The 17,896-nt window shown below is 58.8% G+C and carries 10 protein-coding genes; 5 read left to right on the forward strand and 5 right to left on the reverse strand.

Annotation, left to right across the window (positions count from 1 at the left end; all coding sequences use genetic code 11):
* Positions 1-77: 77 nt before the first annotated feature.
* Complete coding sequence (locus tag ORG26_RS19795) at positions 78-1,868, reverse strand: ABC transporter ATP-binding protein (protein WP_266364870.1); 1,791 nt, start codon at positions 1,866-1,868, stop codon at positions 78-80.
* 330 nt (positions 1,869-2,198) lie between these two features.
* Between ORG26_RS19795 and ORG26_RS19800 the strand changes: the two genes are divergently transcribed.
* From ORG26_RS19800 to ORG26_RS19810, 3 genes are all read left to right on the forward strand, one after another.
* Entirely contained in the window at positions 2,199-3,404 is a 1,206-nt protein-coding gene (locus tag ORG26_RS19800; protein WP_266364872.1) for an amine oxidase, read from the forward strand.
* Positions 3,405-3,535: 131 nt separating this feature from the next.
* A complete protein-coding gene (locus ORG26_RS19805; RefSeq protein ID WP_266364874.1) occupies positions 3,536-6,217 on the forward strand; it encodes a PAS domain-containing protein in 2,682 nt (893 codons plus the stop codon).
* 78 nt (positions 6,218-6,295) lie between these two features.
* Complete coding sequence (locus ORG26_RS19810) at positions 6,296-7,357, forward strand: glycoside hydrolase family 53 protein (protein ID WP_266364876.1); 1,062 nt, start codon at positions 6,296-6,298, stop codon at positions 7,355-7,357.
* Positions 7,358-7,445: 88 nt separating this feature from the next.
* Here ORG26_RS19810 and ORG26_RS19815 read toward each other — a convergent pair whose 3' ends face one another.
* On the reverse strand, positions 7,446-8,405 hold the full coding sequence (locus tag ORG26_RS19815; protein WP_266369445.1) for a phytanoyl-CoA dioxygenase family protein: 960 nt from the start codon (positions 8,403-8,405) through the stop codon (positions 7,446-7,448).
* Positions 8,406-8,553: 148 nt separating this feature from the next.
* On the opposite strand from ORG26_RS19815, the gene ORG26_RS19820 reads away from it, so the two are divergent.
* Both ORG26_RS19820 and ORG26_RS19825 read left to right on the forward strand, forming a co-directional pair.
* Positions 8,554-9,399 (forward strand): helix-turn-helix domain-containing protein, encoded by an 846-nt coding sequence (locus ORG26_RS19820; RefSeq protein WP_266364878.1) that lies wholly within the window; start codon positions 8,554-8,556, stop codon positions 9,397-9,399.
* A gap of 135 nt (positions 9,400-9,534) precedes the next feature.
* Positions 9,535-13,815 (forward strand): T9SS type A sorting domain-containing protein, encoded by a 4,281-nt coding sequence (locus ORG26_RS19825; RefSeq protein ID WP_266364879.1) that lies wholly within the window; start codon positions 9,535-9,537, stop codon positions 13,813-13,815.
* A 73-nt stretch (positions 13,816-13,888) separates the two neighbouring features.
* On the opposite strand, the gene ORG26_RS19830 is transcribed toward ORG26_RS19825, so the two are convergent.
* The 3 genes from ORG26_RS19830 to ORG26_RS19840 form a co-directional block, all read right to left on the reverse strand.
* Positions 13,889-15,349: an amidohydrolase gene (locus tag ORG26_RS19830; RefSeq protein WP_266364881.1), complete on the reverse strand. Its 1,461-nt coding sequence runs from the start codon at positions 15,347-15,349 to the stop codon at positions 13,889-13,891.
* Positions 15,350-15,510: 161 nt separating this feature from the next.
* Positions 15,511-16,125 carry a hypothetical protein gene (locus ORG26_RS19835; RefSeq protein WP_266364883.1) on the reverse strand — a complete coding sequence of 205 codons (615 nt, stop codon included), beginning with the start codon at positions 16,123-16,125 and terminating at the stop codon, positions 15,511-15,513.
* An 86-nt stretch (positions 16,126-16,211) separates the two neighbouring features.
* Entirely contained in the window at positions 16,212-17,798 is a 1,587-nt protein-coding gene (locus ORG26_RS19840) for a SusD/RagB family nutrient-binding outer membrane lipoprotein (RefSeq protein ID WP_266364885.1), read from the reverse strand.
* Positions 17,799-17,896 lie beyond the last annotated feature (98 nt).

Below are 17,896 nucleotides of genomic sequence, written 5' to 3' on the forward strand. Positions count from 1 at the left end.
CAGCCTAATGCCGCGCAAAAAGAAAGCGGGAACCCCGGTCATCGGGGTTCCCGCTTCTGGTTTTGGGACGGCGGCGCTCAGGCGGCGACGTAGTCCTTGGTGGTTTCCTGCTGGTGGCTCCACATTTCCTGGAAAATAAGGCTGCGGCTACGCAGTTCGATAAAGCTGCCTTCGTCGACCACCCGGCCATTGCGCAGGATGTAGATGTAATCGAACATCGGCAGCAGGTGCAGGCGGTGCAGGGTCGAGATGACGGCCTTGTCCGAGAATTCGCTGAGCATTTTGTGGTAAATCTCAAATTCCGTTTTCGGGTCCACGCTGGAGGTCGGCTCGTCGAGCAGCACGATGTTGCTGTCGCGGGCGGCCAGCACGCCCCGGGCTAGGGCCAGCCGCTGCTTTTGTCCGCCCGACAGGTTGACGCCTTTCTCCTGAATCGCCGTATCGAGTCCTTCCGGCAGGAATTTCACGATGTCGGCAAACCGCGAGGTATCGCAGGCCCGCAGCACCTCTTCGTCGCCGAACGGCAGGCCGAGGGTGATGTTGTACTCTACCGTGTTTTCAAAAATCTCCGGCTCCTGCGGAAACAGCGTCACCGTGTTGGAAAGCAGTCCCAGGTTGCCCAGATGCTGCCCGTCCACCTTCAGGGAATTGACGGACTCGGGGTTGTAGAGGCCGCGCAGGAGGGTCAGCAGGGTGCTTTTTCCGCTGCCGCTTTCGCCGATGAGGGCAATGCGTTTGCCGCGCTCGATGCGGACGCTGAGGTCGGTCAGGCTCGGCGCTTTTTTGTTTTCTCCGAAGCCGAACGTGCGGCTGTGGGCAAAGTTCAGTCCTTCAATTTCGATGGATTTCCAGTCGGCGGGCAGTTCCAGCGTGCCTTCCGGACGGTGGTAGTCGGCGTAGGCTTTTCCGATGCCGCGGGCCGTCTGCACGTCAGTATTGTACTGCACGATCTGCGTGTACTGAAACGCTACGTCCGAGAAAACGCTCGTAAACTGGTTGACATAGCCCAGCAGCGTCACCAGGCCGCCCACGGCAAATGCCTGACCCGGCGTGTAATGCTGGGAAACGTACCCCAGCGTAACGGTCACATAGACCAGGGCGATGAGCATCGAGGCCACGAACCATTTCCACTCGTTGATACGGATGTTGCGCTGGAACGGCGGAAACACGTTCATGATCTTGCCCAGCATCCCGACTTCCATCTGCTTTTCGAGGCGCAGCGTGATAACCGTGATGATGTTGGACAGGCTGTCGAAGAGCATCGACGACGACTCATGTTCGCGTTCGTTGGTTTCGTCAACGGCTTTGATAAAAGGCTTGTCGAATTTCAGAATGACCCAGACCGTGAAGGCTCCGAGCAAGACGCCCACCGTACCGAAGAGGGGCGAGAAATACAGCATGGCTCCGAACGAAAACACGCATTTGAAAATCGTGTGCATGTAGGCAAAACCCGTCTGGAAAAAAGCCTTCAGCGCTTCGTACGCCTTGCGAATCCGGTTGATAGTCGCGCCGCTATGATGTTCTTTATGCCATTTGACCGGCAGGTGGAGCGTCTGGTGGTAAAGTTCCTGGAGGAAGTTGCGGCTTACGGTAAAGGCCAGTTCCCGTTCCATCACCCGCGACGGACCGTGCAGGCACCATTCGGCCAGCTTCAGGCCCATGAAACCGCCGCCGTACTTCAGGGCGATCATCGGAATATCCGCGCCTTTCTGGGAAATCTGATTCACAAACCAGCCAAACAGCAGCGGGTGCATGGCCCCGATCACGTTGGCGAGAATAAAGAGGGAGTAGACAAATACATAGCGCCCTTTCTGTTCGCGGGCGTATTTCCAGGCCGTGATGAGCAGGGCCACATAAGGATTTTGCATTTGAGTTACGGTATGGTTATAGTGCAAAAGCGATTCGATAATGCAAAGTGACGAATTATCTGGAGACGAAACCATAAAACGGTGTTCATATACTTCCAGATCCGGCATATTTAATTGCATTATAATTCGCTTCTCCGGGCGCTTTTTGGGTAGGTGTTGGATAATTAAAAAGAGCATCCCAAAATAATTCAAAAACGCTTGAAGTCGGCGGACGGGGCCTGACCGCGCAGCCGGGGAAACGCTCGGGTCCGTTTGCTCTGTTTTTAGGGGCCGGCAAAGACGGAAAATCCGGTTTGGCTACCTTTAAGCCCTGGTACAACCTGAAACTGAATGTCTTTAGAACATCCAACCGCTTCTCCGTTTCACTCCTTCTGGATGGGAGGGTATGAGTGCGCCGATCATCAGAACTGCTTCGGACTTCGCGTCGATCTGGCTACGGATTCGGGCCATCTGGACCTGCTCGACGAAGATTACGAGCGTTTGCATGCCTTCCACATCCGGACCGTCCGCGAAGGAATCCGCTGGAGCTTCGTGGAAAAACGTCCCTACGAGTACGACTGGTCTATGGTGCGGACGATGATCGAGAGCGGCCGCCGTCAGGGCATTCAGCAAATCTGGGATTTGTGCCATTTTGGCTATCCCGACGATCTGAGTCCGCTGCACCCGATGTTTGCCCGGCGGCTGGCGGCCCTGTCGCGGGCCTTTGTCCATTTTTACCGCTCACTGGTGCCGGACGGGCCGCTCATCATTACGCCCGTCAACGAAGTGAGCTTTATCTCCTGGCTCGGCGGCGAGGCCCGCGGAACGGTGCCCTACTGCGTCAACCAGGGCTGGGAAGTGAAGTACCACCTCATGCGGGCCTACATCGAAAGCGTGGCGGCCATGCGGGAGATCGACCCCACAGTCCTCATCCTCAGCACCGAACCGCTGGTCAACATGGTGCCGACGCTGGACGCCGACGAGGAAGAACAGGAGGCGGCCCGGGCGGCGCACGAAGACCAGTACCAGGCGATGGACATCCTCACGGGCCGGATGTGTCCCGAACTCGGCGGGCGGCCGGAATACCTGAACATTCTCGGACTCAATTATTACTACAACAACCAGTGGGTCGTCGGAAAAGGCACTTTTCTGCCCTGGGTCAATGAGCCGTTCGATCCGCGCTGGCGGCCGCTGCGCTCCCTGCTCAAAGAAGCCCACAGTCGCTACGGCTGTCCGTTTATTCTCTCCGAAACCAGCCACCCCGGCGAACACCGGCCCAACTGGACGGAACTGCTGGCGAAAGAATGTGCGGCGGTGCTGCTGGCGGGTTATCCGCTCTGGGGCGTTTGCCTGTACCCGATCATCGACCGCCCGGACTGGGACTTTCCCGACAACTGGCACCGGGCGGGCCTCTGGGACGCCGAACATGCCGAAGGTCAACTACCCCGGCGGGTGCTCTTCGAGCCTTATGCGCAGGCGCTGCGCGAAGCCCAGGCACTGGTATTGGCGGTTAGCGGCCAGCCCGTCGCCCTCGGAACGGCCGTTACCAGACGCTGAGCAAAGCGGAAAGACGCCGGATGGAGGCGGGCAGTTTAATAAAATTAAGGCAAAAGGCGGGACTGGCGACCTGTAAAGTAAGTGAAAGTACTTATTTTGGAAACTGGTAACGTGATTGCCGACGCCCAGCCATGCCCCTTAACCAGCCAGATTACCCGAACGATAAAACCGAATTGACGCCTCAGGGTTATATTACTGCCCATCTGGCCTGGTGGGAGTTTGATCCCCACACGCAGGCCGCCGTCTGGTCCCCGGAGTGCCGGAAGCTCTTCGGCCTGCGCTCCGACCGCCCCATCACCTATGCCGACTGGGTCGGCGCGATTCATCCCGACGATTTCAAACGGGCGGACGAGGCGACCGCCGAGGCGCTGGAAAAGACCGGGGTTTACGACGAGGAATACCGGGTGATCGGCATAGACGACGGAATGCTGCGCTGGGTCCGGTCGTCCGGCAAAGTCGTTTATGACGAAGCGGGCAAACCCGTCAAGGTGGTGGGCTTCATGCTGGAAACCACCCAGGGCCGGCTGGCCAGCGCCATCTCGGAGGCCAGTGACCACCGCCTGAAAGTGCTGGCCGACACCCTGCCGCAGCTCGTCTGGGTGACGCTCCCCGATGGGTATCACGATTTCTACAACCGCCGCTGGTTCGAGTACACGGGGCGCACCTACAGCCAAACCAAAGGTGAGGGCTGGAACGCGGTCCTGCACCCCGACGACCAGACGCGGGCCATGCACATCTGGCAGCACTCCCTGCAAACCGGCGAGGCGTACGAAATCGAATACCGGCTCCGAAGATACGACGGCGTCTACCGCTGGTTTCTGGGCCGGGCGCTGCCGCTCCGGGATCAGGACGGGCAGATCAGCAAGTGGTTTGGGACCTGCACGGACATCCACGACCAGAAGCTGGTCAATGAAGAGCTTCGGGAAGCCCAGGAACGCTTTGACCTCATCAGCAAGGCCACCCGGGACGCCATCTGGGACTGGGACCTGACGACCAACGAAATCTGGTGGAACGAAGGCTTCCGGAAGCTGTTTGGCTATGAGGAGGAAGACATCGAGCCGACCATCGAATCCTGGACCAATAGGGTGCATCCCGAAGACAAGGACCGGGTGGTGAGCAGCATTCACCGGGTCATCGACATCGGCGGAAAAAACTGGTCGGATGAATACCGCTTTCGCCGGAAGGACGGCACCTACGCCTTTGTGCTCGACCGCGGGTACGCTCTGCACGACGAAACCGGGAAGCCCTACCGGATGCTGGGCTCCATGCAGGATGTTTCGGCCCAGAAACAGATTGAAATGACCTTGTCTGAGAGTGAAAAGCGGTTTCGCTCCCTGACCCTGAATTCGCCCGACCTCATCACCCGCCACGGCAGGGATTTTCGTTACCTCTACGCCAGCCCGGTCATTGAGCAGCTGACGGGCATGAAGCCGGAAGCGTTGATCGGCAAAAGCTATTACGAAGTCAATATCCCGGAGCACCTCTGTTCGCTTTTCGACGAACATCTGCGGCAGGTGTTCGAAACGCGGAAGCCGCATCACCTGGAATATTCGGCTGCCACCGACCGGGAGGTGTTTCTCAATTCGCGGCTGGTGCCCGAGTTCGATGCCGCGGGGGAGATCGAGTCAGTGCTGGTCATTTCCACCGACGTTACCGAACAGCGCAAGGCTGAGGCCTCTCTGAAAGAAAGCGAGGAGCGCTTCCGGACGCTGTCCAACTCCATTTCGCAGCTGGCCTGGATGGCGGATGCCGACGGCTGGATTTTCTGGTACAACGACCGCTGGTACGATTATACCGGCACAACCCTCGAACAGATGAAGGGCTGGGGCTGGCAAACGGTCCATCATCCCGACCACCTGGAACGGGTGCTGTCCTTCATCCGCGAAGCCTGGCAAAAGGGCGAGCCGTGGGAGCTGACGTTTCCCCTCCGCAGTCGGCACGGCCACTACCGCTGGTTTCTGACGAAAGTATTTCCCCTGAAAAACGGGGAAGGGAAAGTGACCCGCTGGATCGGGTCCAACACGGACATTACCGAACAGAAACAGGCCGAAGAAATTCTGGAACAGCGGGTCCGCGAACGGACACTGGAACTGGAGCGGCGGAACAAGGAACTTGAGCAGTTTACCTACGTGTCGCACCACGACCTCCAGGAACCCATCCGGAAGATTCAGGTTTTCTCGGACATGATTCGGGCCGACAGCTACGAGCGGCTGAACGATAGTTCGAAGCGGATTCTGGACAAAATTGCGAATTCGGCCAAACGCATGAGTCTGGCCCTGAAAGACGTGCTGGATTACGCCAGTCTGGAAAAACCGGAGGAAATTCGCCCGGTGGACCTGAACGAGGTGCTGGCCGATGTCCGGGCGGATCTGGAACTGGTCATCAGCGAAAAGCAGGCGGTGATTCAGACGGACCGGCTGCCGACGCTTCAGGCCATTCCGCAGCAGATGCACCAGCTGTTTTACAACCTGATCAACAATTCGCTCAAGTTTGCCAAACCCGATCTGCCGCCGGTGGTCGATATCCGCTGCGCCCGCCTGAGCGGCCCGGACCTGACCATCTGGCCCGAACTTGACCAGTCGCGGGCCTACTACCGCCTTGACCTACAGGATAACGGCATCGGCATCGACCCCGACCAGAGCCACCGGATTTTTTCGCTGTTTCAGCGCCTGCACAGCCGGGAAGCCTACCCCGGAACGGGCATTGGGCTGTCGCTTTGCAAGAAAGTGGTGGAGAATCACCGGGGCACCATCTGGGCCGAAGGCCGGAAAGGGGAGGGCGCCACGATTCGATTGCTGCTGCCCGTCGAATAAGGGCCGCTTCAGGGTTAAAACGGGTGACAACCGGCCCTGCCGCGCCACCAGTCGGTTTCGTTCGTATCTTTGCGGACCATGAAAGCAGCTATCCGTTTACTTGCGCTGAGTGTTGGGCTCAGCTTTTTTATGCCGGGATGTACCCGGCAGGCTCCCTCTGTTTCGACCCAGCAGCGTACCCGTACTCCGGATTTTGTGAAGGGTGCCGACATCGGCTGGCTTCCGCAGATGGAAGCCACCGGCTACCGGTTCTACAACGACCAGGGCGTACAGCAGGATTGTTTCCAGATTCTGAAAGACCACGGCATCAATACCGTTCGCCTGCGGACGTGGGTGAATCCGTCCAACGACCCGGCTAGCGGTCACTGCAGCAAGGAGGAAACCGTTGCCCTTGCCGTCCGCGCCCAGAAGTGGGGCATGCGGGTGATGCTCAACTTCCACTACAGCGACAGCTGGGCCGATCCCGGCAAACAGGTGAAACCGGCCGCCTGGCAGGGCCACGACTTCCCGACCCTGCTGAACGATGTCTACACGTATACGCACGACGTGATGACGGCCCTGAAGGTCGCCGGTATCACGCCCGAATGGGTGCAGGTCGGCAACGAAACGCCCGGCGGCATGATCTACCCCGAAGGCAGTACGGCCAACTGGCCGCAGCTGGCGCAGCTCATCAACAGGGGCTACGACGCTATCAAGGCCGTCAGTCCTGCTTCCAAAGTGATTCTGCACCTGGACCAGGGCAACAACCGCGAACGGTTCAAAACCTGGTTCGACAACGCCCGGGCACACGGGGCGAAATACGACGTCATCGGCCTGTCGTACTACCCCTACTGGCTGAAAGGAAACCCGGATTACACCTTATCCATCAACGATCTGGACGCGAACATGCGGGCGCTGATTCAGGACTACGGCAAAGAGGTGATGGTCGTGGAAGTGGGCGGCGAAGATACCAAAGTCCAGAACACCTACGACATGCTGGTCGCCGTCCAGAGGAAGGTCCGCGCCCTGCCCAGCGGCAAAGGTCTCGGCGTCATCTACTGGGAACCGCAGGGTGCCCGGAGCTGGAGCAAATACCCCCTGAGCGCCTGGGGCAACGACGGCCGCCCGACCAAAGCCATGGACGCGTTTTTGGTAGAGTAACCAATATGTACCGGCGGGCTTTAGCCCGTCTGACTTGCTTACCGCACCGGCAGGCTATAGATCAGACGGGCTAAAGCCCGTCGGTACATTACTCCCACGAGTCCAGCCCGAGCAGCTTCCGGCCGAGCGGCGAAAGTTCGGCGGTCGCATAACGGGTCTGTTCCCAGCCGCGCGGGTCGCCGGGGAACGCGTAGCCTTCGGGCGCGCGGCGTTCGCGCCAGGAGTCGATGCGCCACTGCCGCAGCGCCGCGTTGTCTTCCTGGGCGGGCATCATCGAAATGTACTGCGCCAGTCGCACTTTATCGCCCGAATGGTTGGGCCGGATGCCGTGCGCCAGCGTGCTGTTGAAGATCAGCAGATCGCCCGCTTCCATTTTCACCTTTACGATCTCAAAGCCCGTCACGTCCGGTTTGAAATGGTCACGGTCGGCGGGCTGGGTCAGTTTCCAGGTGTCGTAGGTGCGGTACAACTCGGGGACGCACTGAAAGCCGCCCATGTTTTCGTCGGTCTGGTCGGCCAGCGCCAGCACACCCTGCACGTTTTGCGGACGGGTTTCGGGGTCATAATCCCAGTGGATAAAGCCCTTGAATTCAAAGCCGGGCCGCATGGGCAGGTTCAGGTTGGCGCGGTCGATGGTCACCCAGAGTTTTTCGGTGCCCCAGATGTCCACGAAGGCATCGTACACCCGCTGCGTCTGCCGGTTATCCCAGAGATACTGGTGGTTGTAGACTTCCACCATACCGCTGTTGGTGAGTTCCTTCATTTTCATTTCGGCGCGGGGCGGGGCGTACCAGGTGCCGGGGTCGGCCGGGTCTTTTTCTTCGAATTCCCACAGGAAAGCGGCCAGTCGCTCGGCCTGCTCGCGGGGCACGGCTCCTTTGACGACGATGTAGCCGTTTTCGATCCAGAAGTTCCAATCTTCTTCGGACAGCACGCGCAGGGGAACGCCGTTGGACCGGTCGTTCAGTTTAAGGGGGCTGCTGATGGCCGTGGACGGATTACCGGGAATGTCGAGGTGCGCATTGTCGGGCACCATCGTTGGGTTCATGGTCTGCATAGCGAGGGTCGGTTGATAAGGACAAAGCTACGCCCCGCACCCGCCCCGCTTCTACCTCAATTCTAGCCAGTTGTTGAACAATATTGATCTTTTTTTGGAAATAAGTTAGCTTGCTGCATAGTTCTGTTCAACTGGATTTATGAAGCTGCAACTGGAGGAAATTCGTCCGGACGCCAACAGTTCGTTCCGGCTGCTGCTCACGCCGCACCTCAACGACTTCTATTACTGGCATTTTCACCCTGAATTTGAGATTGTTTACATCGAAAATGCCAGCGGCCCCCGGCACGTGGGCGAGCATATGTCGCGGTATGAGGGCAGTGATCTGGTGCTGATCGGTCCGCACATTCCCCACCTGAATTTTGATTACGGCGTCCGGACGGATTACCGGAAAGTGGTGGTGCAGATGAGGGAGGATTTTATGAGCGGTAGTTTTGGGCAGATGCCGGAACTGTCGGATATCGCCGGGCTCTTTGAGCGGGCGCGGCATGGGGTGGCTTTTCGGGGGAAGACCCGGCAGGAAGCAGGCGAACGGCTTTCGGCGCTGCCCGGCCTGACGCACTTTCGGCAGCTGATGGAACTGCTCGCTATTTTCCAGCTGCTGGCCGTTTCCGACGAGGCGGAGTTGCTGCATTCCCGGCCCGTCGAGCCCGTTTACAACCGCCGCGACCAGCAGCGGATCCGGCAGGTTTACGCGTTTCTGGACCAGCATTACCAGCGGCAGATGACCATCGCCGAACTGGCCGACCTGACCAGCCTTACGCCGGAAGCCTTTTGCCGCTATTTCAAAAAAATGACCCGGATGACCTTCACCGAGTTTGTCAACCAGTACCGCATCCGCGAAGCCAAACGCCGCCTGCTGCTCGGCCAGACCGTCACCGAAGTCTGCTTCGAATGCGGCTTCGAAAGCCTGTCCTACTTCAACCGGATCTTCCGGCGGGTGACGGGGGGGAGTCCGCGGGATTACCGGAAAAAGCCGGGCAGGTAAAGAGAGCGGTGGGTAAGGCGAAGACTTTCAGCTGGTTAGTCAAAAGATGGACTAAGCCGGCAAAATCTTCTTTTTGTTGATAGGTCTAGCACTTCTTTTGCAGCTATCCTACTCCGTAACCTGTACTTGCTGTTTATGCGGAGTTTTTTGATTTGGTGGAACTGTTTCCTGGGTGTATTGCTCTTGCTGGCCGGACCGGTGCAGGCCCAGTTTATTTCCATGGATAACATCAGCGGTTCGGTGTTTTGTGGCGGCACCCAAAAAACCTTCCGCTTCGCAGCGGCCGGAAGTTTTCGGGAAAATAACGTCTTCAAAGTACAGGTGTCCAAAGATTACGGCCCATTCACCGATTTGCCGGAGTCCTTCACCGCCGGTCCGGCAACGGTCACGTTACCAGAGGCGGACAATGGCACTTCGAGCTATCGGTTCCGGATCGCTTCCACCAATCCCCAGGTCTTTAGTTACGAAACCCAATCCATCGTGCTGACGACCGCCTCCACGGCCGAACTGACCGGCAACAGCACCGGCGGCCGCCTGATTAACCCCTACGACCGGGTGTCGCTCTACGTGAAACTCGAGGGCGTCGGGCCGCATACCTTACTGCTGAGCGACAGTTCGCGCCATGTTAAATCATCGCACTATGGGGACAATGAACTGACCGTAACCCCGGCAGCGTCGACGACCTACACCCTTGCGTCCGTCCAGAATGCCTGCGGGCTGGGAACCGTTAAGGCCGGCAGCACGACCGTCAGGGTAAACCGCACGGGTTTTCAGGTAACCGCCCTGTCGGCAGACCATGTCTGTCTGGGGAGTAAACTGCTCATCCATTTTGCTTCGCAGGACCCCTTACCGACCGATACCCGCTTTGTGGTCGAGCTTACCAACACCGAGAATAATCGCGTACAGACCTTTCCGCTTCAGGGCTCTGTCAGTCCGCTCGAACTGGCGGTTTCTGACTCCATAGAAGTGGGAACCTACGGCCTGAAAGTCCGCTCTGACAGTGCCGGGGTGGAGGCTGCTTTCCAGTCGCCGGACTATAGCGGTGCAGGAACCGTTACCATCGGACGGCCGCCGGTCGTCCGGTTGTTTGGGTCGGCGGAAATTCGCTATGGACAAACGGCCCGGCTGGATGCCGAACTGACCGGCAAAGGCCCCATGAATGTTACCTTTACGGACGGCTCGACGGTGCGCATCCCGGCCGGACGGTACGAGGGGCATCCTTACCAGATCGACCTAAGTCCTCAGAAAACCACGACGTACGCCATTCGCTCGGTGGTCAGCGAATGCGGCACCGGAAGCGGCACCGGGAACGTTAGTGTCGTGGTTCGGCCGGGCGTTCGGATCGATTCTGTTTCCGTCGCGGCGGTATGCGCGGGCCAGACCGTAACGGCGTATTATACCGCTGGACCGGCCGGAGAGGCCGCCGGCCCGATGTATGCCGAAATGGGCTACGGCTATTCCAACGAGCCCCTGTATGGCCATGGCAGGCTGGAACTGCTGTCCGTAACGCCAAAAAGCTTTCTGTTCCGGGTTGCGGCCGGAACACCCGCCGGGCATATGTACCTGGCGGCCGGTTTTGGCAATACCGGAACGGGGCCCATTTATCGAAAGGGAATCACCGTCCGCAGGCCCCCATCCATTAGTCTGACGTCAAATGATGTAACCCTTGAGTCTCCGCAGGTGGCAAGACTGAACTATATCGTGACAGGAGGAATGGCCTATACGTTCACGCTCTCGGACGGGTCAGTCTATCAGGTGCCCAATTATAGCAGCGGCGACTCATTTGCCTCGGTCAACGTTCTGGTTTCCCAAACTACGTCTTATTCGGTTACTTCCATTTCCAACGCCTGCGGAGTTGGAACGGTGGATAATAGCAGAAACAGCTTTTGGGTCACCGTCCGGAATCCGGCGGTTCAGAGCATCGTGCTCCGGCCGCCTTCCTACCGGGTGTGTCCGGGTGCGGCCGAGCGGCTTGTTTTCATGGCGACGGGTAGTTACGGGCCCGATAACGAATTTAAAGCGGAAATCTCGACGCCGTCCGGCAGCTATCTGGGAACGTTTCTGGCCTCCAGCCGGAACGCCGGAGCGCTGGATGTCACCCTGCCGCCGCAGCCCGGCACCTACCGGGTCCGGATCGTATCGACCAATCCGTCCCTCAGAAGCAATGAATACGAAATGACCGTTGCCGAACCGAACCCCCAGTTCACCCTGTCGGCAGCAGTACAGGACGGTGACTATGAGCGTACGGAAAACGGGGTGACGATGGTTGCCGGGCAGGCGATTAGTCTGTGGCTGTCTACCAACACCCAGTCCTACGGCACCATTGAGTTTATGGACGGTTTCCGCGATGTTCTGTATTCTGCCTATCAGGTGTATCGGTATCCGACCGAAAGCGTAACCTACAGCGTCAAGTCCATCACGGGACAGTGCGGCATTGGCACCGGGAAAAACAGTATCCAGGTGACGGTGCTGCCCTACGGCATCCGAACAGGAACCGTTCCGGCGCGACTTTGTGCCGGTCAGCAGCTTCAGGTGCCTTTTTCGATTCGGGGTGAGGTCCCGGCCGGTACCCTATTTAAAGTGCAGTACGGGCAGGATAACCAGGGTTGGGAGGACCTCCCCAGTTCCGGAACAGGCAGCCCGGTTACCGTAACGATACCAGCAAACCTGACGGCAACGTCCATTAATCTGCGCGTGATCGGGGTGACCGGCTCTTCCACGGTGGTCGGGACGACAGCCCTGATGAGCTCCGGGCACACCTACCTGGCACTCATGCACCCGCCCACCGCTGAGCTTAGTCTCGACAACGGCAGCAATGCCATTCAACTGGGTGCGGAAGGTTCGGCCACGCTGCTTGCGCGCCTGACAGGAGGGGCACCGTACCGGATGGTATTCAGTGACGGCAGTATTCGAACGGTAGGTTACGACAATGATAGCTGGATGGTAAGACCCGAACAGAGCCAGACGTATAAAGTGGTGTCGGTATCGAATGCCTGTGGTTTCGGAACAGGTACCGGGCAGGTTGCGGTTGGCTTTAAACCGGCCGTGACGCTGCTTTCAATCGATAAGGAGGTTCTTTGCGCCGGCTCCAGGGTCACCCTGCGCTACCGGTCGGTGGGCACGTTCGACGCGTCGAACACGTTCTCCTTTTACCTGGTCCCGGCTAACCCGCTGGAGAATCGAATTGCCCTCGGCAGCACGAAGGACTTATCCAGCACCGCTGCCTTCACCTTGCCCGGGACGATTGCCGAAGGTTCCTACACCCTGCACGTCGAAGCCTCGGCTCCGGCATATCAGGCCCGCCTGACCTACGTGACGGTAGGAGGCAGGGTTCAGGCCCAACTTGTCGGGGGAGCCAGCCTGTATGCCGGTCAGTCGACGGGTCTGGCCATTCATGCCCAGGGGGCTTTTCCCGTGGTGGTTATTCTTAACGACGGCACGTCGATCACGTTAACGTCTTCGCCGGCCATTTTCGAGGTACGTCCTTCCGAAAGCCGAACGTACCGAATTACCTCTGTCGCCAATCCGTGTGGAGCCGGAACGTTCAGCGGCGAGTCGGTGGTCACCGTGCTGCCCCCTGCTGCCAACACCATAACCACCCCATCTCCCTTTTACCCGAGCGGTATCTGTGCCGGCATGAAAATAGCCCTGAATGTGAATACGACGGGGACGTTCGATTCGACCAATGTCTTTACAGTGGAGCTGTCCGATTCGACCGGTGGGAATTTTCGGCCACTTGTAACCGAAGGAAAAGGACCGGACCTGACGGCAACGATTCCGGCTTCGACCCGGCCCGGAACCGGGTATCGGCTGCGAACGGTGAGCAGCCGACCGGCGGTGGTGGGATCCACAACCAATACTCCTTTTCTCATTCATCCGGCCGTGACAGGGGTTCTGACAGGCTCGGCTTCGGTGCAATATAGTGAGATGGTACAGCTTACCGTCACCCTGACTGGCAGGGCGCCGTGGTACATCGTCCTGCGCGGGAGTAAGGGAAACATGCCTTATAGCGTTAGTTCAAGCCCTTTTACGTTGATGCACCAGGCAGATTCGACGACCTCTTTCCGGTTGACCTACGTCGGAAATGCCCAGTGTGGCCAGGGCACTGCGAGCGGTACGGTAATGATAACTGTGGCGAAAATCACCGGTTTGGAACCCGTCCTGCCCGTGCAGGTCCGCGCTTTCCCGAACCCCACGGCCGGGCGGCTGCAACTGCAAGCGACCACCCTGAAAGGCGAGACAGCTTCCCTCCACCTTGCCGATGCCAGCGGCCGCACCATCCTGACCCGCTCCCTGCTGCTGAAAGGAGGAAATCTGGAAGAATACGTAGACCTGACCCCTTTCCCTCCAGGTGTATATGTCCTGACCGTATCGAATGAGGGGAGAAAAGAGACGTTCAGAGTAGTGAGGGAATGACTGAATGATTGAATGACTGATTTGCTCCGCTGGGTTTGAGTTTGCGGAGCAAATCAGTCATTCAGTCATTCAATCATTTCCGATAGTCCAGCGCGGGTTTGCGGTTGCCGAGGAGGGCTTCGTACCGGAAGTCTTTGCCGCGGACGGTTTCCCAGTCGGTGCGGGCCTGCTCGATGAGTTTGGGGTTGGAAAACAGCTCCATGCCCGTCAGGGTGAGCGTTTTGGCGGCGACCATCATGCCTTTGCGGCCGATGGAGGTGCCGCCCGCCGCGACGGCCTGCCAGCTGTGCGCCGCCGTGCCGGGAACCCAGGTGGCCGCACTCAGACCCACCGTCGGGACGGCCCAGCTCACGTCGCCCACGTCCGTAGAACCGCCGGAGATAGGATCGTTCTGCGAGAAAGCCTTGACCTTGGCCGCGTCGCCGGGCTTGGCAATAGCGCCGAACATCGTGCCGAACGACTCGCTGATCTTGTCGGCAAAAGCCTGTTCTTCCGGCGTGTAGGTGACGCCGCCGACCAGGCTCAGATTCTTGTACATGACCTTCGCCAGCGTTTCGACCGGCAGCAGGTTGAACACCCCGCCGATCACTTCCACCTCAACGTTGGTGCCGGTGCCCATCGCCGCGCCTTCCGCCGCTTTGTTGATGCGCTGCCACACATCGCGAACCACGTCCCGATTTTTGTGACGGGCATAATAATACACTTCCGCAAAATCGGGCACCACGTTTGGAGCTTCGCCGCCGCGGGTGATGACGTAGTGAACGCGCGTATCCGACGGAATGTGTTCGCGCATCATGTTGACCATGTAGTTCATCGCCTCCACGCCATCGAGGGCCGAACGGCCGCGCTCGGGAGCTGCCGCGGCATGGGCCGAAATCCCCCGGAACCGGAATTTGCCGGTGATGTTGGCGAGGGAAGTGGAAGGGTCGGCGCTGTTGCGGTCGCCGGGGTGCCAGTGCATCACGACATCCGTGCCGGTAAAGAGACCTTCCCGAACCATGTATACTTTGCCCGAACCGCCTTCTTCAGCCGGGGTGCCGTACAGTTTGATGGTGCCGCTTTTGCCCGACTGCGCCAGCCAGTTTTTGAGCGCAATGGCCGAGGCCATCGACCCGACGCCGAACAGGTGGTGCCCGCAGGCGTGACCGGCTTTTTTAGCCTCCAGCGGTTTGCGCTCCGGCGTGGCGTCCTGCGTGATACCGGGCAGAGCGTCGTACTCCGCCAGAATGCCGATCACCGGTTTGCCGCTGCCGAAGGTTGCCACAAAAGCGGTCGGAATGCCCGCTACGCCGGACTGCACCGCGAAGCCTTCTTTTTTCAGTTCTTCCTGCAGCAGCGCCGAGCTTTTGACCTCCTGGTAGCCCACTTCGGCCCAGTCCCAGATTTGCTTCGACATGTCGCCGTAACGGGTGGCCTGTTTGTCGAGCCCGGCCAGTACGGTCTGTTGTTCTTTGGTCGGAGCGGTCTGGGCAACGGCGGAAGCCGATACCGCGGCGGTCAGGAGGGAGGTTAAGACGTAATGAATGCTTTTCATAGAAAGGGAATAAAAAGTTCTCGCAGATTCACGGTTCGCCGTTGCGACGCTGATTTGAGGCGCGGATTGCCACAGAATAAATCTGCGCCTCAAATCAGCGTCGCAACGGCGAACCGCGAATCTGCGTCTGAAATCTCCGTAAATCTGCGAGAAATAAAGCCTTACTTCAACGGTTGGTACAACGCTTTTTTGTTATCCACCCGAATCACCAGCCGGCAGTCGCCCACCTGGCCGCGGGTTTCGTCACAAATCCCGTCGTGGAACGCATCAAACCGGCGGCCATCCTGCGTCTGCACCACAAATTTAACCAGGAAGGTGTCGTTCAGGCGCAGGGCCGACAGGCTGGACCCGGCCACCGTGGCCATTTCCGAAGCCTTGATGTTCACCACCGACGGCAGGGTCGTTACCGTCCGAAGCAGTTTGTCGGAGGCCACCAGGCGGCTCGGCAGTGGGGCCAGCGCAGCACCCGGATACAGGCAGCCGACCCCGTTGCCGCAGGCCGTCATGGACGACGTCAGCGTGACGCGGGGCGCATTGAGGCCCACCCAGAGTTCGATGGCTTTAACGGGCACATTCCGGCCGAAGTCTTCGCCGCGCAGTTCAAACTCAAACTCGGCATTCGCCAGATTATTGACGTCGAAATAAGCCTTGTCGGTGTTCACCTTGGCAACGGCTACCGCTCCGTTGGCGGCGGGCAGCACCGGGTCTTTGGTCTGGCAGGCATCGAGATACAGCCAGGTCAGGAGAGAAAAAAGGTAAAGTATCGTCCGTTTCATTGTCTTTCGTTTTAAAAGTAAAGTTTACCGTTTGCGGTGGCTGGGCAGTGCCCGTTCCATTCCGGCCGTGACACGATAAACGTTTTCTACAAATCCCAGAACACCGGTTTGGTCAGGGCATTCTGCGCCGGGGCGTTGCTGTTGGTCGTCAGTTCGCGCAGGGAGTATGTAAACCGCAGCGGGAACGGGTTCAGCGGCGAAATCGGGGCCATCAGCGCCGGCAGGCCGGTGCGGCGGTAATCGTTGTACGACTCGATGCCGTTGCCGAACAGAGCAATGTACTTTTCGGTCATCACCAGTTGCAGCTTTCCGGCATTATCCGCGGCGTCGAACTGGGCGAGGCGGTTGTTGACAAACGCCGTGATGGTCGCCGCCGACAGGGGCGTTCCCGAGTTGCCCGCCGAGGTCACAAAGCTGTTGACGCTGTTCAGATGAGCCGTGATGGCGTTCTGGAGGTACGTCCGGGCATTTCCCTGCGTTCCCAGTGTCAGAGCGGCTTCGGCCAGGATGAAGTTCACCATGGCGTTGGTGATCATCGGGAAAATTCCCGCGCCGGACCCGTCGGTGGTGGCTACCACGCGGTGGGCGGCCGGGCTGTTGGTACCCGCATTGGTCAGGAACTGGTTCGTCGTCGGCAGGCCCGTGATCGGGTTGTTGTCGTACAGCCCGCCGTAGGGATAAATGCCGAACGTGGCCCGCACGGCGTTGTCGGCCGGAGCGCCCGTCGGGTCGCCGGTAAAGCGGCCGCCGTAGCCGTTGCTGGTCCGGGTGAAGTTCACCCCGGCGTTGTTGGTCTGCCGGTAGACATAATAGCGCAGGCGCGGATCGTCGGTGTTGTACAGCCGCTCCATGAAGCCCTGGTCCATCCAGAAGTCTTTCGTCGCGCGGTATTCGCTGATGTGGACCGGGTGCCGGTTCTGCGGCGTTTCGGTCGTTCCAAAGCGGAACGTAAAGTCCTGGGCGTTGGTCGAAATCAGGTTGTTGCCCGCAATCAGGGCGTTGATGTCCCGGATCACCCGGTCGCGCTCGGCGGGCACCAGCCGAATCTGGTTCAGCAGTTTCAGCTTCAGGCTGTTGGCCATCCGAATCCAGAGCGTCCGGTCGCCCCGGTACAGCACGTCGGCATTGCCCGGCGAGATATACGGCGTTTTGTTCAGGTCCGTAATGCCCTCGTCGATGAGCGCAAACACGGCCTTGTAGACATCTTCGCCCTTGTCAAACTTCGGGTTCAGGTTGGCGTCGCCGGCCGACGCTTCCGTAAAGGGCACATCGCCCCACAGATCGACCATGATGCTGTAGATGTACGCCTTTTCGAGCTTGGCGATGCCGACATAGCCCCACTGGTTCCGTTCGGTGCCCTGTTTGATCACCAGATCAATGTCCTTGAGCGCCTCGGCGTAGAGGTTGTTCCAGGCCGTCTGGAACGTGGCCCCGTTGAAGTCAAAGCGGCTCGCCAGGTTCTGGGTGGCATGCTGCACGACGACCGTCGAAATCCGGTTAAGTGCCGAGCCACCGATCTGGACGCCCATCGATACCTGCGTCGCCGGCAGCAGCAGGTCCAGTACCGGCTGCGAAGGCGTGTTCGGATCGACATTTATATCTAGAAAGTCATTGCAGCTGCTCGTCACAACAGCGAGGGAAAGAGCAGCGCAGAGCGATAGTATCTTTTTCATATCTACGAAAGGAATGACTGAATTTAGAATGTTGAATGATTGATTATTGAAAGACAGGCAGAGCAATTCAGTCATTCAATCAGTCAACATTCAATCAT

This window comes from Tellurirhabdus rosea, assembly GCF_026278345.1.
In the GTDB taxonomy this organism is placed as follows: Bacteria; Bacteroidota; Bacteroidia; order Cytophagales; family Spirosomataceae; genus Tellurirhabdus; species Tellurirhabdus rosea.

Bases quoted from the DNA above. Each gene is read 5' to 3' on its own strand.
- ORG26_RS19795 (WP_266364870.1), bottom strand. From the start codon at position 1,868: ATGCAAAATCCTTATGTGGCCCTGCTCATCACGGCCTGGAAATACGCC.
- ORG26_RS19800 (WP_266364872.1), top strand. From the start codon at position 2,199: ATGTCTTTAGAACATCCAACCGCTTCTCCGTTTCACTCCTTCTGGATG.
- ORG26_RS19805 (WP_266364874.1), top strand. From the start codon at position 3,536: ATGCCCCTTAACCAGCCAGATTACCCGAACGATAAAACCGAATTGACG.
- ORG26_RS19810 (WP_266364876.1), top strand. From the start codon at position 6,296: ATGAAAGCAGCTATCCGTTTACTTGCGCTGAGTGTTGGGCTCAGCTTT.
- ORG26_RS19815 (WP_266369445.1), bottom strand. From the start codon at position 8,405: ATGAACCCAACGATGGTGCCCGACAATGCGCACCTCGACATTCCCGGT.
- ORG26_RS19820 (WP_266364878.1), top strand. From the start codon at position 8,554: ATGAAGCTGCAACTGGAGGAAATTCGTCCGGACGCCAACAGTTCGTTC.
- ORG26_RS19825 (WP_266364879.1), top strand. From the start codon at position 9,535: ATGCGGAGTTTTTTGATTTGGTGGAACTGTTTCCTGGGTGTATTGCTC.
- ORG26_RS19830 (WP_266364881.1), bottom strand. From the start codon at position 15,349: ATGAAAAGCATTCATTACGTCTTAACCTCCCTCCTGACCGCCGCGGTA.
- ORG26_RS19835 (WP_266364883.1), bottom strand. From the start codon at position 16,125: ATGAAACGGACGATACTTTACCTTTTTTCTCTCCTGACCTGGCTGTAT.
- ORG26_RS19840 (WP_266364885.1), bottom strand. From the start codon at position 17,798: ATGAAAAAGATACTATCGCTCTGCGCTGCTCTTTCCCTCGCTGTTGTG.